23 protein-coding genes, 5 tRNA genes and 2 other RNA genes are annotated in these 25706 nt (G+C 52.8%); 29 read left to right on the top strand and 1 reads right to left on the bottom strand.

Features of this window, described 5'->3' with window-relative positions; translation table 11 throughout:
• Positions 1-12: 12 nt before the first annotated feature.
• From J4614_RS10550 to pnuC, 29 genes are all read left to right on the top strand, one after another.
• On the top strand, positions 13-258 hold the full coding sequence (locus tag J4614_RS10550) for a hypothetical protein (protein ID WP_001539488.1): 246 nt from the start codon (positions 13-15) through the stop codon (positions 256-258).
• Between the two features lie 393 nt (positions 259-651).
• A complete protein-coding gene (gene sdhC, locus J4614_RS10545) occupies positions 652-1056 on the top strand; it encodes a succinate dehydrogenase cytochrome b556 subunit (RefSeq protein WP_000263340.1) in 405 nt (134 codons plus the stop codon).
• The gene (sdhD, locus tag J4614_RS10540; protein ID WP_000254356.1) at positions 1050-1397 is read left to right on the top strand and encodes a succinate dehydrogenase membrane anchor subunit; all 348 of its coding nucleotides are present in this window, start codon (positions 1050-1052) and stop codon (positions 1395-1397) included. The genes sdhC and sdhD overlap by 7 nt, the downstream gene beginning before the upstream one ends.
• Complete coding sequence (gene sdhA, locus J4614_RS10535) at positions 1397-3163, top strand: succinate dehydrogenase flavoprotein subunit (protein WP_000775561.1); 1767 nt, start codon at positions 1397-1399, stop codon at positions 3161-3163. Before sdhD ends, sdhA begins: the two co-directional genes overlap by 1 nt.
• Positions 3164-3179: 16 nt before the next feature.
• Positions 3180-3896 carry a succinate dehydrogenase iron-sulfur subunit SdhB gene (sdhB, locus tag J4614_RS10530; protein ID WP_001537859.1) on the top strand — a complete coding sequence of 239 codons (717 nt, stop codon included), beginning with the start codon at positions 3180-3182 and terminating at the stop codon, positions 3894-3896.
• Positions 3897-4421: 525 nt separating this feature from the next.
• Positions 4422-7223 carry a 2-oxoglutarate dehydrogenase E1 component gene (sucA, locus tag J4614_RS10525; RefSeq protein ID WP_001181500.1) on the top strand — a complete coding sequence of 934 codons (2802 nt, stop codon included), beginning with the start codon at positions 4422-4424 and terminating at the stop codon, positions 7221-7223.
• Between the two features lie 14 nt (positions 7224-7237).
• Positions 7238-8446, top strand: coding sequence for a 2-oxoglutarate dehydrogenase complex dihydrolipoyllysine-residue succinyltransferase (odhB, locus tag J4614_RS10520; protein WP_000099858.1), 1209 nt, complete (start codon positions 7238-7240; stop codon positions 8444-8446).
• A 141-nt stretch (positions 8447-8587) separates the two neighbouring features.
• The gene (sucC, locus tag J4614_RS10515) at positions 8588-9754 is read left to right on the top strand and encodes an ADP-forming succinate--CoA ligase subunit beta (protein WP_079982515.1); all 1167 of its coding nucleotides are present in this window, start codon (positions 8588-8590) and stop codon (positions 9752-9754) included.
• Entirely contained in the window at positions 9754-10623 is an 870-nt protein-coding gene (sucD, locus tag J4614_RS10510; RefSeq protein WP_000114631.1) for a succinate--CoA ligase subunit alpha, read from the top strand. The genes sucC and sucD overlap by 1 nt, the downstream gene beginning before the upstream one ends.
• A 1582-nt stretch (positions 10624-12205) precedes the next feature.
• Positions 12206-13774: a cytochrome ubiquinol oxidase subunit I gene (cydA, locus tag J4614_RS10505; RefSeq protein ID WP_000884369.1), complete on the top strand. Its 1569-nt coding sequence runs from the start codon at positions 12206-12208 to the stop codon at positions 13772-13774.
• Between the two features lie 15 nt (positions 13775-13789).
• Positions 13790-14929: a cytochrome d ubiquinol oxidase subunit II gene (gene cydB, locus J4614_RS10500; protein WP_000568258.1), complete on the top strand. Its 1140-nt coding sequence runs from the start codon at positions 13790-13792 to the stop codon at positions 14927-14929.
• Between the two features lie 14 nt (positions 14930-14943).
• The gene (gene cydX, locus J4614_RS10495) at positions 14944-15057 is read left to right on the top strand and encodes a cytochrome bd-I oxidase subunit CydX (RefSeq protein WP_023214132.1); all 114 of its coding nucleotides are present in this window, start codon (positions 14944-14946) and stop codon (positions 15055-15057) included.
• Positions 15058-15268: 211 nt separating this feature from the next.
• Positions 15269-15550 (top strand): cyd operon protein YbgE, encoded by a 282-nt coding sequence (gene ybgE / locus J4614_RS10490; RefSeq protein WP_000875305.1) that lies wholly within the window; start codon positions 15269-15271, stop codon positions 15548-15550.
• A gap of 228 nt (positions 15551-15778) precedes the next feature.
• Positions 15779-16183, top strand: a complete 405-nt coding sequence (ybgC, locus tag J4614_RS10485; RefSeq protein WP_208293171.1) for a tol-pal system-associated acyl-CoA thioesterase — start codon at positions 15779-15781, stop codon at positions 16181-16183.
• A complete protein-coding gene (gene tolQ, locus J4614_RS10480) occupies positions 16180-16872 on the top strand; it encodes a Tol-Pal system protein TolQ (RefSeq protein WP_000131318.1) in 693 nt (230 codons plus the stop codon). The genes ybgC and tolQ overlap by 4 nt, the downstream gene beginning before the upstream one ends.
• A 3-nt stretch (positions 16873-16875) precedes the next feature.
• On the top strand, positions 16876-17304 hold the full coding sequence (gene tolR, locus J4614_RS10475) for a colicin uptake protein TolR (protein WP_000124676.1): 429 nt from the start codon (positions 16876-16878) through the stop codon (positions 17302-17304).
• Between the two features lie 64 nt (positions 17305-17368).
• Entirely contained in the window at positions 17369-18547 is a 1179-nt protein-coding gene (tolA, locus tag J4614_RS10470) for a cell envelope integrity protein TolA (protein WP_000030589.1), read from the top strand.
• Positions 18548-18670: 123 nt separating this feature from the next.
• Entirely contained in the window at positions 18671-19963 is a 1293-nt protein-coding gene (tolB, locus tag J4614_RS10465) for a Tol-Pal system beta propeller repeat protein TolB (protein WP_001562341.1), read from the top strand.
• Positions 19964-19997: 34 nt separating this feature from the next.
• Positions 19998-20522 (top strand): peptidoglycan-associated lipoprotein Pal, encoded by a 525-nt coding sequence (pal, locus tag J4614_RS10460; RefSeq protein ID WP_001176621.1) that lies wholly within the window; start codon positions 19998-20000, stop codon positions 20520-20522.
• Between the two features lie 9 nt (positions 20523-20531).
• Positions 20532-21320, top strand: coding sequence for a cell division protein CpoB (cpoB, locus tag J4614_RS10455; RefSeq protein WP_000097547.1), 789 nt, complete (start codon positions 20532-20534; stop codon positions 21318-21320).
• Between the two features lie 164 nt (positions 21321-21484).
• Positions 21485-21560, top strand: a tRNA-Lys gene (locus J4614_RS10450).
• 137 nt (positions 21561-21697) lie between these two features.
• Positions 21698-21773, top strand: a tRNA-Val gene (locus J4614_RS10445).
• A 3-nt stretch (positions 21774-21776) separates the two neighbouring features.
• Positions 21777-21852 (top strand) — tRNA-Lys (locus J4614_RS10440).
• A gap of 139 nt (positions 21853-21991) precedes the next feature.
• Positions 21992-22067: transfer RNA gene (locus J4614_RS10435), tRNA-Lys, on the top strand.
• A 34-nt stretch (positions 22068-22101) separates the two neighbouring features.
• Positions 22102-22177: transfer RNA gene (locus tag J4614_RS10430), tRNA-Lys, on the top strand.
• A 29-nt stretch (positions 22178-22206) separates the two neighbouring features.
• A non-coding RNA gene (locus tag J4614_RS10425) (RtT sRNA) lies at positions 22207-22332 on the top strand.
• Between the two features lie 29 nt (positions 22333-22361).
• Positions 22362-22486, top strand: a non-coding RNA gene (locus J4614_RS10420) — RtT sRNA.
• Between the two features lie 393 nt (positions 22487-22879).
• The gene (gene nadA, locus J4614_RS10415; protein ID WP_138019868.1) at positions 22880-23923 is read left to right on the top strand and encodes a quinolinate synthase NadA; all 1044 of its coding nucleotides are present in this window, start codon (positions 22880-22882) and stop codon (positions 23921-23923) included.
• Positions 23924-23947: 24 nt separating this feature from the next.
• Positions 23948-24667 (top strand): nicotinamide riboside transporter PnuC, encoded by a 720-nt coding sequence (gene pnuC / locus J4614_RS10410; RefSeq protein WP_000345365.1) that lies wholly within the window; start codon positions 23948-23950, stop codon positions 24665-24667.
• Here pnuC and zitB read toward each other — a convergent pair.
• Positions 24664-25602 (bottom strand): CDF family zinc transporter ZitB, encoded by a 939-nt coding sequence (zitB, locus tag J4614_RS10405; protein WP_000951250.1) that lies wholly within the window; start codon positions 25600-25602, stop codon positions 24664-24666. The two genes, pnuC and zitB, sit on opposite strands and share 4 nt — an antisense overlap.
• Between the last annotated feature and the right edge of the window lie 104 nt (positions 25603-25706).

Genomic DNA, 25706 nt, shown 5'->3' with positions numbered 1-25706 from the left:
AAGATTCTGTGTATGCATCAATCAACCGTTACCAGTTTGTTATTTGGCTCGCCGCTCTGTGAAAGAGGGGATGACCTGGGTACAGAGCAATGGGCGCTTGCAGGTAACGGCTTGATTAATTTCGAATTAGCAGCAAATCAGGAACGTAGCAATCCGAGTAATGTAACCTGTCTATCACTAATAACTGTCCTGAAAGAATGGGTCAATATCATTGTACTGTTGCATAACTTATTAACAGGTGAAAGAGTGACCCCATAACTTTTACGCATTATATGCTTTTTCTGGTGTTGTTTGTAACAATTTTGTTTAATGTTTGTCAAATCAGATGATTGAAAATTAAAAAAATGTTGTTATCGTGACCTGTGTCACTGTTCAGGATAAAACCTGACAAACTATATGTAGGTTAATTGTAATGATTTTGTGAACGTCCTATACTGCCGCCAGGTCTCCGGAATACCCTGCAATCCCGAGCCACCCAGCGTTGTAACGTGTCGTTTTAGCTACTGGAAGCAGTGTTTTACATGACGCGCAGTTATAGAAAGGACGCTGTCTGACCCGCACGCAGACCGGAGGAAGGAAATCCCGTCGTCTTTCTGGCTACAGGTAGATTCACCACTGTAACCGAAGTCTTAAGGGAATAATAAGAACAGCATGTGGGCGTTATTCATGATAAGAAATGTGAAAAAACAAAGACCTGTCAATCTGGATCTACAAACGATTCGGTTCCCCATCACAGCGATAGCGTCCATTCTCCATCGCGTATCCGGTGTGATTACTTTCATCGCAGTCGGCATACTACTGTGGCTACTGGGCACCAGCCTCTCTTCTCCGGAAGGATTCCAGCAGGCCGCCGATATCATGGACGGCTTCATCGTTAAATTTATCATGTGGGGCATCCTTACCGCGCTGGCGTATCACGTCATCGTGGGAATTCGTCACATGTTAATGGATTTTGGCTATCTGGAAGAAACATTCGAAGCGGGTCAACGCTCTGCCAAAATCTCTTTTGTTATCACTGTCGTGCTTTCACTTCTCGCAGGAGTCCTCGTATGGTAAGCAACGCCTCCGCATTAGGACGCAATGGCGTACATGACTTCATCCTGGTCCGTGCTACCGCTATCGTTCTGACGTTATACATCATCTACATGGTGGGTTTTTTCGCCACGAGCGGCGAACTGACCTTTGAAGCCTGGACCGGTTTCTTCTCATCGGCCTTCACCAAAGTCTTCACCCTGCTGGCGCTTTTTTCCATCTTGATTCATGCCTGGATCGGCATGTGGCAGGTGTTAACCGACTACGTTAAACCACTGGCAGTGCGTCTGATACTGCAACTCGTTATTGTTGTTGCGCTGGTGGTTTACGTCATCTATGGATTTGTTGTGGTGTGGGGTGTGTAATGAAACTGCCAGTCAGAGAATTTGATGCTGTTGTGATTGGTGCCGGTGGCGCAGGTATGCGCGCGGCGCTGCAAATTTCCCAAAGCGGCCAAACCTGTGCGCTGCTCTCGAAAGTCTTCCCGACCCGTTCCCATACCGTTTCCGCGCAGGGCGGTATCACCGTGGCGCTCGGCAATACCCATGAAGATAACTGGGAATGGCACATGTACGACACCGTTAAGGGGTCGGACTACATTGGTGACCAGGATGCTATCGAATATATGTGTAAGACCGGACCGGAAGCGATTCTGGAACTGGAGCACATGGGGCTACCGTTCTCCCGTCTTGATGATGGACGTATCTATCAGCGCCCGTTCGGCGGCCAGTCGAAAAACTTTGGCGGCGAGCAGGCGGCACGTACCGCGGCAGCGGCTGACCGTACCGGTCACGCCTTGCTACATACGCTGTATCAACAGAATTTGAAAAACCACACCACGATTTTCTCCGAATGGTATGCGCTGGATCTGGTGAAAAACCAGGATGGCGCGGTGGTGGGGTGTACCGCACTGTGCATCGAAACCGGTGAAGTGGTGTACTTCAAAGCCCGCGCGACGGTGCTGGCGACCGGCGGCGCAGGCCGTATCTACCAGTCCACCACCAACGCTCATATCAATACCGGTGACGGTGTCGGTATGGCGCTGCGTGCCGGTGTCCCGGTGCAGGACATGGAAATGTGGCAGTTCCACCCGACCGGTATCGCCGGGGCGGGCGTGCTGGTGACAGAAGGCTGCCGCGGCGAAGGCGGTTACCTGCTGAACAAACACGGCGAGCGCTTTATGGAGCGTTATGCGCCGAACGCCAAAGACCTGGCGGGTCGTGACGTGGTGGCGCGTTCCATCATGATCGAAATCCGTGAAGGTCGCGGCTGTGATGGTCCGTGGGGGCCGCACGCTAAACTGAAACTGGATCACCTGGGTAAAGAGGTGCTGGAATCTCGCCTGCCGGGTATCCTGGAGCTGTCCCGCACATTCGCCCACGTTGACCCGGTGAAAGAGCCGATTCCGGTTATCCCGACCTGCCACTACATGATGGGCGGTATTCCGACTAAAGTGACCGGTCAGGCGCTGACCGTGAACGAGCAGGGCGAAGATGTGGTGATTCCGGGGCTGTTTGCGGTAGGCGAAATCGCCTGTGTATCGGTTCACGGCGCCAACCGTCTGGGCGGTAACTCACTGCTGGATCTGGTGGTCTTTGGCCGTGCGGCGGGGCTGCATTTACAGGAATCCATCGCCGAGCAGGGCGTGCTGCGCGACGCCAGCGAGTCTGACGTTGAAGGTTCTCTGGAGCGCCTGAATCGCTGGAACAATAACCGCAATGGCGAAGATCCGGTGGCTATCCGCAAAGCGTTGCAGGAGTGTATGCAGCATAACTTCTCCGTATTCCGTGAAGGCGACGCGATGGCGAAAGGGCTTGAGCAGTTGAAAGTGATCCGCGAGCGTCTGAAAAACGCCCGTCTGGATGACACGTCCAGCGAGTTTAATACCCAGCGTGTTGAGTGTCTGGAGCTGGATAACCTGATGGAAACCGCCTACGCCACTGCCGTATCAGCCAACTTCCGGACGGAAAGCCGCGGCGCGCATAGCCGCTTCGATTTCCCGGAGCGTGATGATGCCAACTGGTTGTGTCATACCCTGTATCAACCGCAAACGGAATCCATGACGCGCCGAAGCGTCAATATGGAACCGAAACTGCGTCCGGCGTTCCCGCCGAAGATTCGTACTTATTAATTGCGGAGACAGGATGATGAAACTCGAATTTTCGATTTATCGTTATAACCCGGATGTCGATAACGCTCCGCGTATGCAGGACTACACCCTGGAAGGCGAAGAAGGGCGTGACATGATGCTGCTGGATGCGTTAATCCAGCTTAAAGAAAAAGATCCAAGCCTTTCTTTCCGCCGTTCCTGCCGCGAAGGCGTGTGTGGTTCTGATGGTTTGAATATGAACGGTAAGAATGGTCTGGCCTGTATTACCCCTATTTCGGCGCTGACTCAGCCGGGTAAGAAGATTGTGATTCGCCCGCTACCCGGTTTGCCGGTGATCCGCGATTTGGTGGTAGACATGGGGCAATTCTACGCACAATATGAGAAGATTAAGCCTTACTTATTGAATAATGGGCAAAATCCACCGGCTCGTGAGCATCTGCAGATGCCGGAGCAGCGTGAAAAACTCGATGGGCTGTATGAATGTATTCTTTGCGCCTGTTGCTCAACATCCTGCCCGTCATTCTGGTGGAACCCGGATAAGTTTATCGGTCCGGCGGGGCTGCTCGCGGCGTATCGATTCCTGATCGATAGTCGTGATACCGAGACCGACAGTCGTCTGGAAGGGATGAGCGATGCATTCAGCGTATTCCGCTGTCACAGCATTATGAACTGCGTCAGTGTATGTCCTAAGGGACTGAACCCGACGCGCGCTATCGGCCATATTAAGTCGATGCTGTTGCAGCGTAGTGCGTAAGTAGTTGTAGTGGTTGCCGGATGGCGACGTACCGTCTTATCCGGCCTACGGGTTACGTATTCTGTAGGCCTGATAAGCCAGGCGCCATCGGGCAATAGAAGTGCAGGAAACCTCTAAAAACTGCCATATGATTAGTAATAATCGAGATGTTCAGAGCGAGACAAGGCGCGGTCTGAACGAATCTTCGGGAGCATAGTTAACTATGTGACCGGAGTGAGCGAAGGCCGCAACGCAGTCGTAGCCTGAACAGCGAAGATTATTAGACAGTTTTTAAAGGTTCCTTAGCGGACGCAGATGACACGACAGTCCGCAACAAGTGAACCCCGGCACGCATACAGCGTATGCGTGGTTAGTATCCACGGCGAAATACTCGTCATAGATCACGTTGCATGTGCGTTGGCTGCACTTGCTCACCCCGGTCACTTACTGGATGTAAGCTCCCAGGGATTCGCAAGCTTGCCGCCTTCCTGAAACGTGACCTATTTAGAGTATTAAATAAGCAGAAAAGATGCTTAAGGGATCACGATGCAGAACAGCGCTTTGAAAGCCTGGTTGGACTCTTCTTACCTCTCTGGTTCGAATCAGAGCTGGATAGAACAGCTCTATGAAGACTTCTTAACCGATCCTGACTCGGTAGACGCTAACTGGCGTTTGACGTTCCAGCAGTTACCTGGTACCGGAGTCAAACCGGATCAACTCCATTCAAAAACACGTGAATATTTCCGGCGGCAGGCGTTGGCTGGCTCACGTCACTCTTCTACGATTTCCGACCCTGACACCAATGTGAAGCAGGTTAAAGTCCTGCAGCTTATCAACGCTTATCGTTTCCGTGGCCATCAGCATGCAAACCTCGATCCGCTGGGACTGTGGAAACAAGAACGCGTGGCGGATCTGGATCCTTCTTTCCATGATTTGACCGAGGCCGATTTCCAGGAAACCTTCAATGTCGGCTCCTTTGCCAGCGGCAAAGAGACGATGAAGCTGGGCGAGCTGCTCGACGCGCTCAAACAGACCTACTGCGGCCCGATTGGCGCTGAGTATATGCACATCACCAGCACCGAAGAGAAACGCTGGATCCAACAGCGCATCGAATCCGGTCGCGCGGCCTTTAGCGCTGACGAGAAAAAACGCTTCCTGAACGAGCTGACCGCCGCTGAAGGGCTGGAACGTTATCTGGGTGCCAAATTCCCGGGTGCGAAACGTTTCTCGCTCGAGGGGGGAGATGCGCTGATACCCATGCTGAAAGAGATGGTTCGCCATGCGGGTAACAGCGGCACTCGCGAAGTGGTGCTGGGGATGGCGCACCGCGGTCGCCTGAACGTGCTGATCAACGTACTGGGTAAAAAACCGCAGGATCTGTTCGACGAATTTGCCGGTAAGCATAAAGAACATCTGGGTACCGGCGACGTGAAGTATCACATGGGCTTCTCGTCAGATATCGAAACCGAAGGCGGTCTGGTTCACCTGGCGCTGGCGTTTAACCCATCGCATCTGGAAATTGTGAGCCCGGTGGTGATGGGCTCCGTGCGCGCCCGTCTGGACAGACTGGACGAACCGAGCAGCAACAAAGTGTTGCCGATCACTATTCACGGCGACGCCGCGGTGACCGGCCAGGGCGTGGTTCAGGAAACCCTGAACATGTCGAAAGCGCGCGGTTACGAAGTGGGCGGTACGGTACGTATCGTTATCAACAACCAGGTGGGTTTCACCACCTCTAACCCACTGGATGCGCGTTCAACGCCTTACTGCACCGATATCGGTAAAATGGTCCAGGCGCCGATTTTCCACGTCAATGCGGACGATCCGGAAGCCGTCGCTTTTGTGACCCGTCTGGCGCTGGACTTCCGTAATACCTTTAAACGCGATGTGTTCATCGATCTGGTGTGCTACCGCCGTCACGGCCACAACGAAGCCGACGAGCCAAGCGCAACCCAGCCGCTGATGTACCAGAAAATCAAAAAGCATCCGACGCCGCGTAAAATCTATGCCGACAAACTGGAAGCTGATAAGGTCGCAACGCTGGAAGATGCCACCGAAATGGTCAACCTCTATCGCGATGCGCTGGATGCAGGCGAATGCGTGGTGAAAGAGTGGCGTCCGATGAATATGCACTCGTTCACCTGGTCGCCGTATCTAAACCACGAATGGGATGAAGCATACCCGAACAAGGTAGAAATGAAGCGCCTGCAGGAGCTGGCAAAACGTATCAGCACCGTGCCGGAAGCCATTGAAATGCAGTCTCGCGTGGCGAAAATTTATGGCGACCGTCAGGCAATGGCGGCAGGCGAGAAATTGTTTGACTGGGGCGGCGCGGAAAATCTGGCTTACGCCACGCTGGTCGATGAAGGCATTCCGGTGCGCCTGTCCGGGGAAGACTCCGGTCGCGGCACCTTCTTCCATCGTCATGCGGTGATCCACAACCAGACGAACGGCTCAACGTATACGCCGTTGCAGCATATTCACAGCGGTCAGGGACAGTTTAAAGTCTGGGACTCCGTGCTGTCTGAAGAAGCGGTACTGGCTTTTGAATACGGTTATGCCACGGCGGAACCACGTACCCTGACTATCTGGGAAGCGCAGTTTGGCGATTTTGCCAACGGCGCGCAGGTAGTGATTGACCAGTTCATCTCCTCCGGCGAGCAGAAATGGGGCCGGATGTGCGGTCTGGTGATGCTGTTGCCGCATGGCTATGAAGGGCAGGGGCCGGAGCACTCCTCCGCGCGTCTGGAACGTTATCTGCAACTTTGCGCCGAGCAGAATATGCAGGTTTGCGTGCCGTCCACCCCGGCGCAGGTCTACCATATGCTGCGCCGTCAGGCGCTGCGCGGGATGCGTCGTCCGCTGGTGGTGATGTCGCCGAAATCGCTGCTGCGTCACCCGCTGGCGGTTTCCACGCTTGATGAACTGGCGAACGGTTCCTTCCAGCCGGCCATTGGCGAAATTGACGAGCTGGACCCTAAAGCCGTAAAACGCGTGGTAATGTGTTCTGGTAAGGTTTATTACGACCTGCTGGAACAACGGCGCAAAAACGACCAGAAAGATGTCGCTATCGTGCGCATCGAACAGCTCTATCCGTTCCCGCATAAAGCGGTGCAGGAAGCGCTGCAACCATACGCTCACGTCCATGATTTTGTCTGGTGCCAGGAAGAGCCGCTCAACCAGGGCGCATGGTACTGCAGTCAGCATCATTTCCGTGAAGTGATTCCGTTTGGGGCCGCTCTGCGTTATGCAGGTCGCCCGGCCTCCGCCTCTCCGGCGGTAGGGTATATGTCCGTTCACCAGAAACAGCAACAAGATCTGGTTAATGACGCGCTGAACGTCGATTAAATAAAGGATAAATAATGAGTAGCGTAGATATTCTTGTTCCCGACCTGCCTGAGTCCGTAGCGGACGCGACCGTCGCCACCTGGCATAAAAAACCGGGCGATGCGGTTGTTCGTGACGAAGTGCTGGTAGAAATCGAAACTGACAAAGTGGTACTGGAAGTACCGGCATCAGCGGACGGCATTCTGGATGCGGTTCTGGAAGAGGAGGGGACGACTGTCACCTCTCGCCAGATCCTGGGTCGCCTGCGTGAAGGCAACAGCGCGGGTAAAGAGACCAGCGCGAAATCTGAAGAGAAAGCGTCTACGCCGGCACAGCGCCAGCAGGCGTCGCTGGAAGAACAAAACAACGATGCGCTCAGCCCGGCGATCCGTCGCCTGCTGGCTGAACACAATCTGGAAGCCAGCGCCATTAAAGGCACTGGTGTGGGTGGGCGTCTGACCCGTGAAGATGTGGAAAAACATCTGGCGAAAGGTGAGTCTAAAGCACCCGCTGTTGAACCTGCAGCACAACCCGCTCTGGGCGCGCGCGGCGAAAAACGCGTGCCAATGACCCGCCTGCGTAAGCGCGTGGCCGAGCGTCTGCTGGAAGCGAAAAATTCCACCGCCATGCTGACGACCTTCAATGAAGTCAACATGAAGCCGATTATGGATTTGCGTAAGCAGTATGGCGAAGTGTTTGAAAAACGTCATGGTATCCGCCTGGGCTTTATGTCCTTCTACGTGAAAGCGGTAGTGGAAGCGCTGAAGCGTTATCCGGAAGTGAACGCCTCTATCGACGGCGATGACGTGGTGTATCACAACTACTTTGATGTGAGCATGGCGGTGTCTACGCCGCGTGGCCTGGTCACGCCGGTCCTGCGTGACGTGGATACGCTGGGCATGGCTGACATCGAGAAAAAAATTAAAGAACTGGCTGTCAAAGGCCGCGACGGCAAGCTGACCGTAGAGGACCTGACCGGTGGTAACTTTACCATTACCAACGGCGGCGTATTCGGTTCGCTGATGTCTACCCCGATCATCAACCCGCCGCAGAGCGCGATTCTGGGAATGCATGCTATTAAAGACAGGCCGATGGCGGTGGATGGCAAGGTAGAAATCCTGCCGATGATGTACCTGGCGCTCTCTTACGATCATCGCCTGATCGATGGTCGCGAATCCGTGGGCTTCCTGGTCACCATCAAAGAGTTGCTGGAAGATCCGACCCGTCTGCTGTTGGACGTGTAGTCAGCAAGAGCATCACCTGCTACCTGTAGGCCGGACAAGGCGTTCACGCCGCCATCCGGCGATGGTGTAATGCCTGATGGCGCGCAGCTTTCAGGCCTACAGGTCTAAAGATAACGATTACCTGAAGGATGGACAGAACACATGAACTTACATGAATATCAGGCAAAACAACTTTTTGCCCGCTATGGCTTACCGGCGCCGGTGGGTTATGCCTGTACTACTCCGCGTGAAGCCGAAGAAGCCGCGTCTAAAATCGGCGCCGGCCCGTGGGTAGTGAAATGTCAGGTTCACGCTGGCGGCCGCGGCAAAGCGGGCGGTGTGAAGGTAGTAAAAAGCAAGGAAGAGATTCGCGCCTTTGCGGAAAACTGGCTGGGCAAACGTCTGGTGACCTATCAAACAGACGCTAATGGCCAACCGGTAAACCAGATTCTGGTTGAAGCGGCGACCGACATCGGCAAAGAACTGTACCTCGGCGCGGTAGTTGACCGTAGTTCTCGTCGCGTGGTCTTTATGGCGTCTACCGAAGGCGGCGTAGAGATCGAAAAAGTCGCGGAGGAAACCCCGCATCTGATCCATAAAGTCGCGCTCGATCCGCTGACCGGCCCGATGCCGTATCAGGGGCGTGAACTGGCGTTCAAACTGGGTCTGGAAGGTAAACTGGTGCAGCAGTTCACCAAAATCTTTATGGGCCTGGCAACCATTTTCCTTGAGCGCGACCTGGCGCTAATCGAAATCAACCCGCTGGTGATCACTAAGCAGGGCGACCTGATTTGTCTCGACGGCAAACTGGGCGCTGACGGCAACGCGCTGTTCCGCCAGCCGGATCTGCGCGAAATGCGCGACCAGTCTCAGGAAGACCTGCGTGAAGCTCAGGCGGCGCAGTGGGAACTGAACTACGTTGCGCTGGACGGTAACATCGGCTGCATGGTTAACGGCGCAGGCCTGGCGATGGGCACTATGGACATCGTTAAGCTGCATGGCGGCGAACCGGCTAACTTCCTTGACGTGGGCGGCGGCGCAACCAAAGAGCGCGTCACCGAAGCGTTTAAAATCATCCTCTCGGATGACAACGTGAAAGCGGTTCTGGTTAACATCTTCGGCGGTATCGTCCGTTGTGACCTGATTGCCGACGGTATCATCGGCGCGGTGGAAGAAGTGGGCGTGAACGTTCCGGTGGTGGTGCGTCTGGAAGGCAACAACGCCGAACTCGGCGCGAAGAAACTGGCTGACAGTGGCCTGAATATTATTGCAGCGAAAAGTCTGACGGATGCAGCTCAGCAGGTTGTTGCCGCAGTGGAGGGGAAATAATGTCCGTTTTAATTAATAAAGATACCAAGGTTATCTGCCAGGGCTTCACCGGTAGCCAGGGGACTTTCCACTCCGAACAGGCGATTGCTTACGGTACGCAAATGGTCGGCGGCGTAACGCCGGGCAAAGGCGGCACCACGCATCTGGGTCTGCCGGTGTTCAACACCGTGCGCGAAGCAGTAGAAGCTACCGGTGCGACCGCATCCGTTATCTACGTCCCGGCGCCGTTCTGCAAAGACTCCATTCTGGAAGCGATCGACGCAGGCATCAAACTGATTATCACCATCACCGAAGGTATTCCGACGCTGGATATGCTGACCGTGAAAGTGAAGCTGGACGAAGCAGGCGTACGCATGATCGGCCCGAACTGCCCAGGTGTGATCACCCCGGGCGAATGCAAAATCGGCATCATGCCGGGTCACATTCATAAGCCGGGTAAAGTGGGTATCGTTTCCCGTTCCGGCACGCTGACCTACGAAGCGGTTAAGCAGACCACCGACTACGGTTTCGGCCAGTCCACCTGCGTGGGTATCGGCGGCGACCCGATTCCGGGCTCTAACTTCATCGACATCCTGAAGCTGTTCCAGGAAGATCCGCAGACCGAAGCGATCGTGATGATCGGCGAGATCGGCGGTAGCGCAGAAGAAGAAGCGGCTGCTTACATTAAAGATCACGTGACCAAGCCGGTTGTTGGCTATATCGCGGGTGTTACCGCGCCGAAAGGCAAGCGTATGGGCCACGCGGGCGCCATCATTGCCGGTGGTAAAGGCACTGCGGATGAAAAATTCGCCGCGCTGGAAGCCGCAGGCGTGAAAACCGTTCGCAGTCTGGCCGATATCGGCGAAGCGCTGAAAGCAATTATAAAATAAAACTCGCTGTTCCTGCGGGAACAGATAAATGTCCGTTTTCGACATGGTTGGCCACCTTTACGGTGGCCTTTTTTATGGCTTTATTGTTTGTGGCAAAGTACGGGGGAAGCATCCGGGATATAAAATTATTGGCTTTGTAAATATTGAACTATAGGAAAATGATGCCTCATTAAAAAAACATGGTGGAGTCTAAAAATAATTGATAATAACCGTCTGGCAGCGGCAGTAAATTTACTCAGTTTGCTGGTTAACTCTTTTGCAGCAAATACAGATGCTGTCTTAGTCAAAGACCTGCCGACCTCATCGGAGACGGATTATGCGCTTTTCTCCATGAAAAAAATGCATTGCAGCATTACACTATGTTGACGCTAACCTCTATAGTAAATTGACGCTTGACTCTATGGCCGCGCATGTTTGCCTGAGTGCGAACTACATGTCTCCTCAGATGTATCGCGCTTACACAGGCTGCTTGTTTAATGGCAGAATAAAACAGCTATTTTAATCATAAGAGTACCGGCATTATTTCCCTGAAGTATTAAAGATATCGTTTAATAAATTATATGAACTTTTGCTGGTTAAAAGAGGTTAACTTTAAAAATTATTAAGAACTTATTGACACTATTCGTTCGTGATCAATCATGTTTAAAGGGTATTTATGGCTGCGAATAAACAGAATTATCACTATGAGTGACGTAGAAATTGAGGGTGAATCTGTGAAGGTGATAACAGAATCTTCGCTATAATAATTATAGAGAGGTAAATACGGTGTTATTGAAATAAAGAAAAATTAGCGAATAAAATGTTTGTTTCTGGCTATCTGGAAAGCTTATTAGCGATAATTAAGGCGATAACCTGGCAAGATGATCCTGGCCGTTAGTCGTCGGGAAAGGGAAGTTGGGGCAGGGTAATCCCGGTGGGATGATGGCGCGTGTGCAATGAGATAGTTTCTTTGCGGTGTTAATTATAAGTAAAATAAAAATAGATTAAATGTATAAAATAATAAGTGTTGATAACCTACAGAAAAAATCTGTGAGCTATTTAGCAATAATTGAACATCAATGTGCAATGTTTTTTACGGGATGCGGGGCAGTAAAAAACGCACAAAATGTTTAGCCTTACCGAATAAGCCTCTTTTTACAGGGAGTTTGAAATTACTCTTTGCAAAAACAAAAAGTTAACAAAAAATTCACCATGCATTCAATGAATAAACATTATTAACATTAACTTCAAAAATTGATTTTAATCAATATTTAAATGTTGGAAAAGAGCATAAAAACTGGTTAAATTGTCCGTGATCAAATTCCCTGAAAAGCGATAGATTAGCCATAAATTGATCGCTGTCGAAAAAAGCAAATCTGACCCACTAAAAACCTGTTTATTGTAAGGGTTTTACGGCGTAATATATTTGCGGGATCAATTTGGGTTTTTTATTAACATGTTTGTAACCTTTCATCATTACTGTTTCCTTCCCGAGGGGATAGTACGATGGAAGGCCGCAAATAAATTTGTATTGGGGCATGCGTGTGACCCTTTCTAACGGGGTTCACTCTCGGAGTCTTCATGCGATGAGCAAGGAGTCATGATGTTAGATATAGTCGAACTGTCGCGCTTACAGTTTGCCTTGACCGCGATGTACCACTTCCTGTTTGTGCCGCTAACGCTCGGTATGGCGTTCCTGCTGGCCATTATGGAAACGGTATACGTCCTTTCCGGCAAACAGATTTATAAAGATATGACCAAGTTCTGGGGCAAGTTGTTTGGTATCAACTTTGCTCTGGGTGTGGCTACCGGTTTGACCATGGAGTTCCAGTTCGGGACAAACTGGTCGTACTACTCCCACTATGTTGGGGACATCTTCGGTGCGCCGCTGGCCATCGAAGGTTTGATGGCCTTCTTCCTCGAATCCACCTTTGTAGGTCTGTTCTTCTTCGGCTGGGATCGTCTGAGTAAAGTTCAGCATATGTGCGTCACCTGGCTGGTGGCTCTGGGGTCCAACCTCTCCGCGTTGTGGATTCTGGTAGCGAACGGCTGGATGCAAAACCCAATCGCTGCGGATTTCAATTTCGAAACCATGCGTATGGAAATGGTGAGCTTCTCTGAACTGGTGCTGAACCCGGTAGCACAGGTGAAATTTGTTCACACTGTGGCGTCCGGCTATGTCACCGGCGCGATGTTCATCCTCGGTATCAGCGCTTACTACATGCTGAAAGGTCGTGACTTCGCCTTTGCTAAACGCTCCTTTGCTATTGCCGCCAGCTTCGGTATGGCTGCCGTACTGTCCGTTATCGTACTCGGCGACGAATCCGGTTACGAAATGGGCGACGTGCAGAAAACCAAGCTCGCTGCGATTGAAGCCGAATGGGAAACGCAACCTGCTCCGGCCTCCTTTACCCTGTTCGGTATTCCTGACCAGGACAAACAGGAAAACCATCTGGCGATTCAGATCCCTTATGCGCTCGGCATTATCGCTACGCGTTCCGTGGACACGCCGGTTATTGGCCTGAAAGATCTCATGGTTCAGCATGAAGAGCGTATCCGTAACGGGATGAAAGCCTATGAACTGCTGGAGCAGCTGCGCGCCGGTTCTACCGACCAGGCCGTTCGCGACCAGTTTAACAGCATGAAGAAAGATCTCGGTTACGGCCTGCTGCTGAAACGCTATACGCCTAATGTGACTGACGCGACCGAAGCGCAGATCCAGCAAGCGACGAAAGATTCCATTCCTCGCGTTGCGCCGCTGTACTTCGCTTTCCGTATCATGGTGGCGTGCGGCTTCCTGCTGCTGGCGATCATCGCACTTTCCTTCTGGAGCGTGATTCGTAACCGCATCGGTGAGAAAAAATGGCTGTTGCGCGCGGCGCTGTACGGTATTCCACTTCCATGGATTGCGGTTGAAGCAGGTTGGTTCGTCGCCGAATATGGTCGTCAGCCGTGGGCGATCGGCGAAGTGTTGCCGACAGCCGTGGCGAACTCATCGCTGACCGTGGGCGATCTGCTGTTCTCCATGTTCCTGATTTGCGGCCTGTATACCCTGTTCCTGGTGGCAGAATTGTTCCTGATGTTCAAATTTGCACGCCTTGGCCCAAGCAGCCTGAAAACCGGTCGCTATCACTTTGAGCAGTCCACCGTGACTTCTCAGCCGGCACGCTAAGACAGGAGTCGTCAAATGATCGATTATGAAGTACTACGTTTTATCTGGTGGCTGCTGGTTGGCATTTTGCTAATTGGTTTCGCTGTCACCGATGGGTTCGACATGGGGGTGGGGATGCTCACCCGTTTCCTCGGTCGTAACGACACCGAACGTCGAATTATGATTAACTCTATCGCCCCACACTGGGACGGTAACCAGGTGTGGTTGATCACCGCGGGCGGTGCGTTGTTTGCTGCCTGGCCGATGGTTTACGCTGCGGCGTTCTCCGGTTTCTATGTGGCGATGATCCTGGTGCTGGCGTCTTTGTTCTTCCGTCCGGTCGGTTTTGATTACCGTTCCAAGATTGAAGACCCGCGCTGGCGCAACATGTGGGACTGGGGCGTGTTCATCGGTAGCTTTGTGCCGCCGCTGGTGATTGGCGTGGCCTTTGGCAACCTGTTGCAGGGCGTACCGTTCCATGTAGATGAGTATCTGCGTCTGTACTACACCGGTAACTTCTTCCAGTTGCTGAACCCGTTTGGTCTGCTGGCGGGTATCGTAAGCGTAGGGATGATCATCACGCAGGGGGCGACTTACCTGCAAATGCGCACCGTTGGCGAACTGCACCTGCGCGCGCGCGCCACCTCGCAGATTGCGGCGCTGGTGACATTAGTGTGCTTTGCGCTGGCGGGCGTTTGGGTAATGTATGGTATTGATGGTTATGTCGTGACATCCGCGATTGACCATCATGCCGCCTCTAACCCGCTGACTAAAGAAGTGGCGCGTGAAGCTGGCGCCTGGCTGGTGAACTTTAATAATGCTCCGATCCTGTGGTTGGTTCCGGCTCTGGGCGTGGTTCTGCCGCTGCTGACTATCCTGACTTCCCGTATGGAGAAAGGCGCGTGGGCATTCCTGTTCTCTTCGCTGACGTTGGCCTGCATTATTCTGACGGCGGGTATCGCTATGTTCCCGTTTGTGATGCCGTCCAGCACGATGATGAATGCCAGTCTGACCATGTGGGATGCGACATCCAGCCAGATGACGCTGAACCTGATGACCTGGGTTGCGGCGGTGTTCGTACCGATCATTCTGATCTACACCAGCTGGTGTTACTGGAAAATGTTCGGTCGTATCACTAAAGAACATATTGAAAGCAACACCCACTCTCTGTACTAAGTAAGGAGCTTAAAATGTGGTATTTCGCATGGATTCTGGGAACGCTTCTTGCCTGTGCATTCGGGATCATTACCGCCCTGGCGCTTGAGCACGTTGAAGCGGGTAAAACCAGTCAAGAAGAAAGCTAATGATTCATATTGTCGCTATGCAATATACAAAATCATTTAAGTTGCATCGCGGCGGCAAGGCTGCGAATCCCCAGGAGCTTACATTAGTAAGTGACTGGGGTAACAAATCTGTCAGGAACAGATTTGAACGCTGCTTGCAGCGGCCCTGTAAGGGGGAGGCCCAGGGATGGGCCGACTAACAGCCGCAGCCAACAAAGAGGCAGCTTAGAGGATGAAGTATATTTATGCGGTAATGGACAAGCGCCCGTTAAGGGCGCTTTCCTTCGTGATGGCGATAGTGCTGGCAGGATGTATGTTCTGGGACCCGTCACGGTTTGCCGCCAGGACCAGCACGCTTGAAATCTGGCACGGATTACTGCTGATGTGGGCGGTTTGCGCAGGCATAATCCACGGCGTGGGTTTTCGCCCTGAATCCGTACACTGGCAAGGGATTTTTTGTCCGCTCCTTGCGGATATCGTCCTTATCGTCGGCCTGATTTTCTTCTTCTTGTGAATAAGAAACCTCCTTAAAAATATAGGGGCTTGCATAAGCCCATATATTTTTACTCTCCCTTAACTTCCCCCCATTCCCAAGCCTCATTCCCGCGCGTATAGTAGCAACGTTTAAAAGCTCTACTTTTGTTGCATTACCGGGATGTAAAGTGAATACAAGGCGATATACAACGGCATTCTTGAGGCATTACGGCGGCAAGCGGATGACGCCAACAAAGAGGCTGCAGGGATGAATAAGTATATGTTTCGATGGCCAATTCGAGTTTATTACGAAGACACGGACGCCGACGGTGTGGTTTATCACGCCAGCTATGTCGCTTTTTATGAAAGAGCGCGCACGGAGATGCTGCGTCACCATCACTTCAGCCAACAGGTGCTGCTGGCGGAGCGGGTCGCCTTTGTGGTGCGCAAGATGACGCTGGAATACTATGCGCCTGCGCGGCTCGACGATATGCTTGAAGTTCAAACAGAAATTACGTCAATGCGTGGCACCGCTTTGGTTTTCACGCAACGCATTGTCAACGCAGAGAACACGCTGCTAAATGAAGCAGAGGTTCTGATTGTTTGCGTTGATCCACTCAAAATGAAGCCTCGTGCGCTTCCTAAGTCTATTGTCGCGGAGTTTAAGCAGTGACTGACATGAATATCCTTGATTTGTTCCTGAAGGCAAGCCTTCTGGTTAAACTTATCATGTTGATTTTGATTGGTTTTTCAATAGCATCCTGGGCCATCATTATCCAGCGAACGCGTATCCTGAACGCCGCTGCGCGTGAGGCGGAAGCGTTTGAAGATAAATTCTGGTCCGGAATCGAACTATCGCGTCTGTACCAGGAAAGCCAGGGGAGACGCGATAGTCTGTCGGGCTCGGAACAAATCTTTTATAGCGGGTTCAAAGAGTTTGTCCGGCTCCATCGCGCCAACAGCCATGCGCCGGAGGCCGTGGTAGAGGGGGCGTCGCGTGCGATGCGCATCTCCATGAACCGAGAGCTGGAAACGCTGGAAACGCATATCCCGTTTCTTGGCACGGTAGGCTCTATCAGTCCTTATATCGGTCTGTTTGGCACCGTATGGGGGATTATGCATGCGTTTATCGCCCTGGGCGCGGTGAAACAGGCGACTCTGCAAATGGTTGCGCCGGGTATTGCCGAAGCATTGATTGCCACGGCGATTGGTCTGTTTGCCGCCATCCCTGCGGTTATGGCTTACAACCGACTGAATCAGCGCGTGAACAAGCTGGAACTGAATTACGACAACTTTATGGAAGAGTTCACCGCGATTCTGCACCGCCAGGCGTTTACCGTAAGCGAAAGCAACAAGGGGTAAGCCATGGCCAGAACGCGTGGACGAGGTCGTCGCGAACTTAAGTCCGAAATCAATATTGTACCGCTGCTCGACGTACTGTTGGTGCTGCTGCTGATCTTTATGGCAACCGCGCCGATCATTACCCAGAGCGTGGAAGTCGACTTGCCGGAGGCGAATCAGTCGCAAGCGGTCAGTAGTAACGACGATCCACCGGTCATTATTGAGGTTTCCGGAGTAGGGCAATACAGCGTAGTGGTTGATAAAGATCGAATGGATCAACTGCCGTCTGAACAGGTGATCGCAGAAGTAAAGCGTCATCTGCAGGCTAATCCGAAAACAGTCTTTTTAATCGGCGGCGCGAAAGAGGTGCCGTACGATGAAATAATTAAAGCGCTGAACTTGTTACACAGCGCGGGCGTAAAATCGGTTGGCTTAATGACGCAGCCAATCTGAAGTCTGCGTCCCGTTGGCTTGAAAGACGGCGAGTAACAGGCGAACAGTTTTTTGGGAACCGAGAGTGTCAAAGGCAACCGAACAAAACGACAAGCTCAAACGGGCGATAATTATTTCAGCCGTACTGCATATCATCTTATTTGCAGTGCTGATCTGGAGTTCGTTTGATGAGCATATAGAGGCTTCTGCCGGCGGCGGCGGCGGTTCCGCTATCGACGCGGTGATGGTCGATCCTGGCGCCGTTGTGCAGCAGTACAACCGTCAGCAGGATCAACAGGCCAGCGCCAGACGCGCGGAAGAAGAGCGTAAAAAGCTGCAACAGCAGCAAGCAGAGGAGCTGCAGCAGAAGCAGGCTGCCGAACAGGAGCGGTTGAAACAACTTGAGAAAGAACGTTTAGCGGCTCAGGAGCAGCAAAAGCAGGCTGAAGAAGCGGCAAAACTGGCGCAACAGCAGCAGCAACAGGCCGAAGAAGCGGCGAAAGCGGCGGCGGACGCGAAGAAAAAAGCGGAGGCCGAGGCGGCGAAAGCGGCGGCGGACGCGAAGAAGAAAGCAGAGGCCGAGGCGGTAAAAGCGGCAGCGGACGCGAAGAAGAAAGCGGAAGCCGAAGCGGCGAAAGCGGCGGCGGACGCGAAGAAGAAAGCAGAGGCCGAAGCGGCGAAAGCAGCGGCGGAGGCGAAGAAGAAAGCGGAGGCCGAAGCGGCGAAAGCAGCGGCGGAGGCGAAGAAGAAAGCGGATGCCGAGGCGGCGAAAGCGGCGGCGGAGGCGAAGAAGAAAGCGGATGCCGCGGCGGCGAAAGCAGCGGCGGACGCTAAGAAGAAAGCGGCTGCCGAAAAAGCGGCCGCCGCAGAAGGCGTCGACGATCTGCTTGGCGATCTCAGCTCGGGTAAGAATGCGCCGAAAACCGGCGGCGGCGCGAAAGGGAATGGCCAGCCATCGAAAGATAGCGGTACATCGGGCGCTAACGGTGGGGCGACAGGCGCTGATATCAGCGCCTACGCGAAACAGATTCAGGTCGCCATTCAGAGCCGCCTGTATGATGCGAGCCTGTATCAGGGCAAACAATGTGTCTTGCATATTAGCCTGGCGCCGGATGGCTCATTAAAAAGCATTACGTCTGAGGGCGGCGATCCGGCGCTTTGTCAGGCGGCGTTAATGGCGGCAAAAACCGCGAAAATTCCTAAACCGCCAAGCCAGGCTGTTTATGAGAAAATAAAGGATGCCAAACTAGACTTTAAACTGTAGATACTTTTCTTTATGGAAGTTGGAGCAGTTGAGTTGTTACTGGTCCTGGTGGTTTTGTGTATTTGAGTTTGTTAACATTCTGCTAAATTATCGTGGGTCGCAGGCCCAGGTATGGGAGATATGATGAAGCAGGCATTACGAGTAGCATTTGGTTTTCTGATGCTGTGGGCGGCGGTGCTGCACGCAGAAGTCCGTATCGAGATCACCCAGGGGGTGGACTCGGCGCGACCGATTGGCGTTGTGCCTTTTAAATGGGCCGGGCCGGGCGCTGCGCCTGAAGATATCGGCGGCATCGTGGCGGCAGATTTACGCAATAGCGGTAAATTTAATCCGTTAGACCGGTCCCGACTGCCGCAGCAGCCAGCCACCGCTCAGGAAGTTCAGCCTACCGCATGGTCTGCGCTGGGTATTGATGCCGTCGTCGTTGGGCAGGTCACGCCGAATCCGGACGGTTCCTACAATGTTGCTTATCAGCTGGTTGACACTGGCGGCGCGCCGGGGACTGTACTGGCGCAAAACTCTTATAAAGTGAACAAGCAGTGGCTGCGTTATGCAGGCCACACTGCCAGTGACGAAGTCTTTGAAAAACTGACGGGCATTAAGGGCGCGTTCCGTACTCGTATCGCCTATGTGGTACAGACTAATGGCGGTCAGTTCCCGTATGAACTGCGTGTGTCGGATTACGATGGCTACAATCAGTTCGTAGTGCACCGTTCTCCGCAGCCGTTGATGTCTCCGGCGTGGTCTCCGGACGGCTCAAAACTGGCTTACGTGACATTTGAAAGCGGTCGCTCCGCTCTGGTTATCCAGACGCTGGCAAACGGCGCAGTGCGTCAGGTTGCGTCCTTCCCGCGTCACAACGGCGCGCCGGCCTTCTCGCCGGATGGGACGAAACTGGCGTTCGCGTTATCGAAAACCGGAAGTCTGAACCTGTACGTTATGGATCTTGCTTCCGGCCAGATTCGTCAGATAACGGACGGGCGTAGCAACAATACGGAGCCGACCTGGTTCCCGGACAGCCAGACTCTGGCCTTTACCTCTGACCAGGCTGGACGTCCGCAAGTGTATAAAATGAACATTAACGGCGGTGCGGCGCAGCGTATTACCTGGGAAGGTTCGCAAAACCAGGATGCGGATGTCAGCAGCGACGGTAAATTTATGGTAATGGTAAGCTCAAATAACGGGCAGCAGCACATTGCCAAACAAGATCTGGTGACGGGTGGCGTACAGGTTCTGTCGTCAACGTTCCTGGATGAAACGCCAAGTCTGGCACCTAACGGCACGATGGTAATCTACAGCTCTTCTCAGGGGATGGGATCTGTGCTGAATTTGGTTTCTACAGATGGGCGTTTCAAAGCGCGTCTTCCGGCAACTGATGGTCAGGTGAAATCGCCTGCCTGGTCGCCGTATCTGTGATAATAATTAATTGATTACTAAAGGAATTAAAGAAATGCAACTGAACAAAGTGCTGAAGGGCCTGATGATTGCCCTGCCTGTTATGGCAATCGCGGCATGTTCTTCCAACAAGAACGCCAGCAATGACGGTAGCGAAGGCGGCATGCTGAACGGCGCCGGCACTGGTATGGACGCTAACGGCAACGGCAACATGTCATCTGAAGAGCAAGCGCGTCTGCAGATGCAGCAGCTGCAGCAGAACAACATCGTTTACTTCGATCTCGACAAGTACGATATCCGTTCTGACTTCGCGGCAATGCTGGATGCGCACGCTAACTTCCTGCGTAGCAACCCGTCTTACAAAGTCACCGTAGAAGGTCACGCGGACGAACGCGGTACGCCTGAGTACAACATCTCCCTGGGCGAACGTCGTGCTAACGCCGTTAAAATGTACCTGCAGGGTAAAGGCGTTTCCGCTGACCAGATCTCCATCGTTTCTTACGGTAAAGAGAAACCTGCCGTACTGGGCCACGACGAAGCGGCTTACGCTAAGAACCGTCGCGCTGTACTGGTTTACTAAGAGAATTGCATGAGCAGTAACTTCAGACATCACCTGTTGAGTCTGTCGTTACTGGTTGGCATAGCGGCCCCCTGGGCCGCTTTTGCTCAGGCGCCAATCAGTAGTGTCGGCTCAGGCTCGGTCGAAGACCGCGTCACTCAACTTGAGCGTATCTCTAACGCTCACAGCCAGCTTTTAACCCAACTTCAGCAGCAGCTCTCCGATAATCAGTCTGATATCGATTCTTTGCGCGGCCAAATCCAGGAAAATCAGTATCAACTGAATCAGGTGATGGAGCGCCAGAAGCAAATTATGCTGCAGCTGGGAAGCTTAAATAATGGCGGCGCAGCGCAGCCAGCAGCTGGTGACCAGAGCGGGGCGGCAACCGCTGCGACCCCCGCCCCGGATGCCGGTACGGCAACCTCAGGGGCGCCGGTACAAAGTGGCGATGCGAATACCGATTACAATGCGGCAATTGCGCTGGTGCAGGATAAGTCTCGCCAGGATGACGCGATTGTGGCGTTTCAGAACTTCATCAAGAAATACCCTGATTCTACTTATCAGCCGAACGCCAATTACTGGCTGGGCCAGTTGAATTACAACAAGGGTAAAAAAGATGATGCCGCCTATTATTTCGCCTCGGTAGTAAAAAACTATCCTAAGTCGCCGAAGGCTGCGGACGCGATGTACAAAGTTGGCGTTATCATGCAGGACAAAGGTGATACGGCAAAAGCGAAAGCGGTTTATCAGCAGGTGATTAACAAATATCCTGGCACTGATGGCGCGAAACAGGCGCAAAAGCGCCTTAACGCGATGTAATGCGTACCATGCGACCAGAAAACGCCTTTTTTCTGGTCGCGTCGTGCGATTCCTAAGCAGTTGAGCCCCCTGCGTCGAAATTTTTGTTGCGCTCAAACCTGAAATCAGTAATATATGCCGCCGTTGCCACGGGATATTAAACAACTCGAAAGCAACGTAAAAGTGGGTCGTTAGCTCAGTTGGTAGAGCAGTTGACTTTTAATCAATTGGTCGCAGGTTCGAATCCTGCACGACCCACCAATCGTTCGGTGGAAACGAGAATAAAACGTGAAGGATAACGTTGCATCAGCAACGGCGCCGTAGGGCGAGGCAAAGCCGAGTCATCCTGCACAACCCACCACTAACTTCGGTTAGTCAGTAATATCCAGCGTAGTATCGGGTGATTAGCTCAGCTGGGAGAGCACCTCCCTTACAAGGAGGGGGTCGGCGGTTCGATCCCGTCATCACCCACCACTCGGGTCGTTAGCTCAGTTGGTAGAGCAGTTGACTTTTAATCAATTGGTCGCAGGTTCGAATCCTGCACGACCCACCAATTTAACATCAAACTCAGATGTTGAACGTGAAGGATAACGTTGCGTCAGCAACCTGTAGGGCGAGGCGAAGCCGAGTCATCCTGCACGACCCACCATCTTTAGATGGTCCGAGTAAAATCTTTCAGGCAGCACCCGTATGGGTCGTTAGCTCAGTTGGTAGAGCAGTTGACTTTTAATCAATTGGTCGCAGGTTCGAATCCTGCACGACCCACCATCCTGAATGATTGAAGCAGTAACCCTTATCCAGGGGGTCGTTAGCTCAGTTGGTAGAGCAGTTGACTTTTAATCAATTGGTCGCAGGTTCGAATCCTGCACGACCCACCAATGTAAAAAAGCGCCCTAAAGGCGCTTTTTTGCTATCTGCGATATAGAAGATTCGAACCTGCCGCAGGTTCGGGTCTCACGTAGTGAGACAACGGAGCCGCTTGCGGCGACGGCCCGAAGGGCGAGCGAAGCGAGTCATCCTGCACGACCCACCAGTGTAAAAAGGCGCCCTAAAGGCGCCTTTTTGCTATCTGCAATATGAAGATTCGAACCTGCCGCAGGTTCGGGTCGAACGCAGTGAGACAACGGAGCCGTTTACGGCGACGGCCCGAAGGGCGAGCGAAGCGAGTCATCCTGCACGACCCACCAATTTAACATCAAACTCAGATGTTGAGCGTGAAGGATAACGTTGCGTCAGCGACGGCCCGTAGGGCGAGGCGAAGCCGAGTCATCCTGCACGACCCACCAATGTAAAAAGGCGCCCTAAAGGCGCCTTTTTGCTATCTGCAATATGGAAGATTCGAACCTGCCGCAGGTTCGGGTCTTGCCTGATGCGCTGCGCTTATCAGGCCTACAGACGGCACCGCTCACGTAGGCCTGATAAGACGTTACGCCGCCATCAGATACGGGGCTACGTAATTATTGTGACTTTCCTTATTGAATCAGCTATCTTGTTTAGCATATAAAACAAATTAACCGATTGTGGCGTTTATTACGCTTTCATTCGGTTGTTTCGTTAAGTCAGTAAAACGAGAAACCACGATGAGCGTAATGTTTGACCCACAAGCCGCAATCTACCCGTTCCCGCCGAAACCAACGCCGTTGAACGACGATGAAAAGCAATTTTATCGTGAGAAAATCAAACGACTCCTCAGCGAACGGGATGCTGTGATGGTGGCGCACTACTACACCGATCCGGAAATTCAACAGTTGGCAGAAGAAACCGGCGGCTGTATTTCCGACTCGCTGGAAATGGCCCGTTTCGGCGCGAAGCACGCCGCATCCACGTTACTGGTAGCGGGCGTACGGTTTATGGGGGAAACCGCCAAAATCCTCAGCCCGGAAAAAACCATTCTTATGCCTACCCTGGCGGCGGAATGTTCGCTGGATTTAGGCTGCCCAATAGACGAATTTAGCGCTTTTTGTGATGCGCATCCTGACAGAACCGTAGTGGTCTATGCTAACACCTCGGCTGCTGTTAAAGCGCGTGCGGACTGGGTTGTGACCTCCAGTATCGCCGTAGAACTGATTGAGCATCTGGATAGTTCGGGGGAAAAAATTATCTGGGCGCCGGACAGACACCTGGGGAATTACGTGCAAAAACAGACCGGGGCCGATGTACTGTGTTGGCAAGGGGCGTGTATCGTGCATGACGAGTTTAAAACCCAGGCGTTGACCCGTTTAAAAAAAATCTATCCCGATGCCGCTCTTCTGGTTCACCCTGAATCGCCGCAGTCCATTGTCGAGATGGCCGATGCGGTGGGCTCCACCAGTCAGCTTATTAAGGCGGCAAAAACGCTGCCGCACAGACAGCTTATCGTGGCGACCGATCGCGGCATCTTCTACAAAATGCAGCAGGCGGTGCCTGAAAAAGAGCTGCTTGAAGCGCCCACGGCTGGCGAGGGGGCGACCTGCCGTAGCTGCGCGCACTGTCCGTGGATGGCGATGAATGGCCTGAAAGCCATTGCTGAAGGGCTGGAGCAGGGAGGCGCGGCGCATGAAATACAGGTTGATGCGGCGCTACGCGAGGGCGCATTACTGCCCCTCAACCGAATGCTGGATTTTGCGACTACACTTCGGGCGTAAAGACGGAAATCTTTGGGGGAGAGAATGGATTTTTTTAGTACGCACAACATACTGATTCATATTCCGATTGGCGCTGGCGGGTACGATCTCTCGTGGATCGAAGCGGTAGGGACCATCGCCGGCCTGCTCTGTATTTGGCTTGCCAGTCTGGAGAAGATCAGCAACTACTTTTTTGGACTGGTTAACGTCACCCTGTTTGCGATTATTTTCTTTCAGATCCAGCTTTATGCCAGCCTGTTGCTGCAACTCTTTTTCTTTGCCGCCAATATTTATGGCTGGTATGCGTGGTCGCGGCAAACAAAGGATAATCAAGCCGAGCTTAAAATCCGCTGGCTGCCGTTGCCAAAAGCAATGGCATGGCTGGCGATATGTGTGATAGCCATTGGTTTGATGACGCGATATATCGATCCCGTATTCGCCGTCCTGACGCGCGTGGCCGTCGCCATTATGCAGATGCTGGGGTTACAGGTGACAATGCCCGTACTGCAACCGGACGCCTTCCCGTTCTGGGACTCTTGCATGATGGTGCTGTCTATCGCGGCGATGATTCTGATGACACGCAAATATGTCGAAAACTGGCTCCTGTGGGTGATAATCAACGTAATCAGTGTGGTGATTTTTGCTTTGCAGGGCGTCTATGCGATGTCGCTGGAATATCTGATCCTGACATTTATCGCCGTGAACGGTAGCCGCCTGTGGATAAACAGCGCGCGGGAGCGAGGATCGCGCGCGCTTTCCCGTTAATGGTGATGAACATGCCCGGATGGCGTCTGATTCAGATGACAGTCCGGGCCGTGGCACACTTGATACTCCATTTGAATCGTAGCGTGCGCAATATGGTATTCGTGCATCAGGAAATCCTGGATACGTTCCAGCAGCGCATCATGGTCGTGTGGCGGAATGACCTGAGCGTGCAATGTCATGACCGGTTTTTCGCCGACCATCCAGACATGCACATGGTGTACGTTGCGGACTTCGGGGATTTCCCGGCTTAAATGGCGCTGTAAGGCATTAATATCCAGTGAAACCGGCGCGCCTTCCAGCAATTCGTTGACGCTATCTTTTAACAAACGCCAGGCGCTGCGTAACACCAGTACCGAAACCAGAATAGAGAGAATCGGGTCCGCTGGCGTCCAGCCCGTCCAGATAATGATCAACGCGGCGACTATTGCGCCGACGGAACCCAGCAAATCGCCCATCACATGTAGCGCGGCAGCGCGCACGTTCAGATTTTTTTCATCGCTTCCCCGATGGAGAATCCAGAATGCAAACAGGTTCGCCAGCAGACCCGCGACCGCAATCACCATCATCAGATTACCTGCCACCGGACGTGGCGTGTAAAAGCGCTCTATCGCTTCCCAGACAATGAGAAGGGTAATGACCACCAACGCAATGGCATTCACAAAGGCCGCCAGTGTGGTGAGTCTTAGCCAGCCAAAAGTGTGGCGAACAGTCGGGGGGCGACGGGAAAATTGAACCGCCAGCAGCGCAAAGAGAAGGGCCGCCGCGTCGGTGAGCATATGTCCCGCATCCGCCAACAACGCCAGAGAGCCGGAGAGTATCCCGCCCACCACCTCAAGGAGCATAAATCCGGCAGTGACGATAAAGGCGAAAAGCAGGCGACGAGCATTATTATCTTTCGGCAGGTGTGAATCGGCATGAGAGTGTGAGTGCGCCATAACGTCATTCCTTTGTTATTCTCATCAATACTGTAGACATCATACTGATTTTTCGCTGACAAAATAAAAAGGAGAGCGAAAGCTCTCCCGTTATCAGACTTTTT

This window comes from Salmonella sp. 32031103-2018-00083-FB-01-SM-01, assembly GCF_017571995.1.
GTDB lineage: Bacteria > Pseudomonadota > Gammaproteobacteria > Enterobacterales > Enterobacteriaceae > Salmonella > Salmonella enterica.
Note: the sequence above shows the minus strand (reverse complement) of the source record. Positions and strands in the feature narration are given on the sequence as shown.

What these genes read in the sequence shown, in the direction of transcription:
- J4614_RS10550 (WP_001539488.1), top strand. Translation starts at nt 13, where the DNA reads ATGCATCAATCAACCGTTACCAGTTTGTTATTTGGCTCGCCGCTCTGT.
- sdhC (WP_000263340.1), top strand. Translation starts at nt 652, where the DNA reads ATGTGGGCGTTATTCATGATAAGAAATGTGAAAAAACAAAGACCTGTC.
- sdhD (WP_000254356.1), top strand. Translation starts at nt 1,050, where the DNA reads ATGGTAAGCAACGCCTCCGCATTAGGACGCAATGGCGTACATGACTTC.
- sdhA (WP_000775561.1), top strand. Translation starts at nt 1,397, where the DNA reads ATGAAACTGCCAGTCAGAGAATTTGATGCTGTTGTGATTGGTGCCGGT.
- sdhB (WP_001537859.1), top strand. Translation starts at nt 3,180, where the DNA reads ATGAAACTCGAATTTTCGATTTATCGTTATAACCCGGATGTCGATAAC.
- sucA (WP_001181500.1), top strand. Translation starts at nt 4,422, where the DNA reads ATGCAGAACAGCGCTTTGAAAGCCTGGTTGGACTCTTCTTACCTCTCT.
- odhB (WP_000099858.1), top strand. Translation starts at nt 7,238, where the DNA reads ATGAGTAGCGTAGATATTCTTGTTCCCGACCTGCCTGAGTCCGTAGCG.
- sucC (WP_079982515.1), top strand. Translation starts at nt 8,588, where the DNA reads ATGAACTTACATGAATATCAGGCAAAACAACTTTTTGCCCGCTATGGC.
- sucD (WP_000114631.1), top strand. Translation starts at nt 9,754, where the DNA reads ATGTCCGTTTTAATTAATAAAGATACCAAGGTTATCTGCCAGGGCTTC.
- cydA (WP_000884369.1), top strand. Translation starts at nt 12,206, where the DNA reads ATGTTAGATATAGTCGAACTGTCGCGCTTACAGTTTGCCTTGACCGCG.
- cydB (WP_000568258.1), top strand. Translation starts at nt 13,790, where the DNA reads ATGATCGATTATGAAGTACTACGTTTTATCTGGTGGCTGCTGGTTGGC.
- cydX (WP_023214132.1), top strand. Translation starts at nt 14,944, where the DNA reads ATGTGGTATTTCGCATGGATTCTGGGAACGCTTCTTGCCTGTGCATTC.
- ybgE (WP_000875305.1), top strand. Translation starts at nt 15,269, where the DNA reads ATGAAGTATATTTATGCGGTAATGGACAAGCGCCCGTTAAGGGCGCTT.
- ybgC (WP_208293171.1), top strand. Translation starts at nt 15,779, where the DNA reads ATGAATAAGTATATGTTTCGATGGCCAATTCGAGTTTATTACGAAGAC.
- tolR (WP_000124676.1), top strand. Translation starts at nt 16,876, where the DNA reads ATGGCCAGAACGCGTGGACGAGGTCGTCGCGAACTTAAGTCCGAAATC.
- tolB (WP_001562341.1), top strand. Translation starts at nt 18,671, where the DNA reads ATGAAGCAGGCATTACGAGTAGCATTTGGTTTTCTGATGCTGTGGGCG.
- pal (WP_001176621.1), top strand. Translation starts at nt 19,998, where the DNA reads ATGCAACTGAACAAAGTGCTGAAGGGCCTGATGATTGCCCTGCCTGTT.
- cpoB (WP_000097547.1), top strand. Translation starts at nt 20,532, where the DNA reads ATGAGCAGTAACTTCAGACATCACCTGTTGAGTCTGTCGTTACTGGTT.
- nadA (WP_138019868.1), top strand. Translation starts at nt 22,880, where the DNA reads ATGAGCGTAATGTTTGACCCACAAGCCGCAATCTACCCGTTCCCGCCG.
- pnuC (WP_000345365.1), top strand. Translation starts at nt 23,948, where the DNA reads ATGGATTTTTTTAGTACGCACAACATACTGATTCATATTCCGATTGGC.
- zitB (WP_000951250.1), bottom strand. Translation starts at nt 25,602, where the DNA reads ATGGCGCACTCACACTCTCATGCCGATTCACACCTGCCGAAAGATAAT.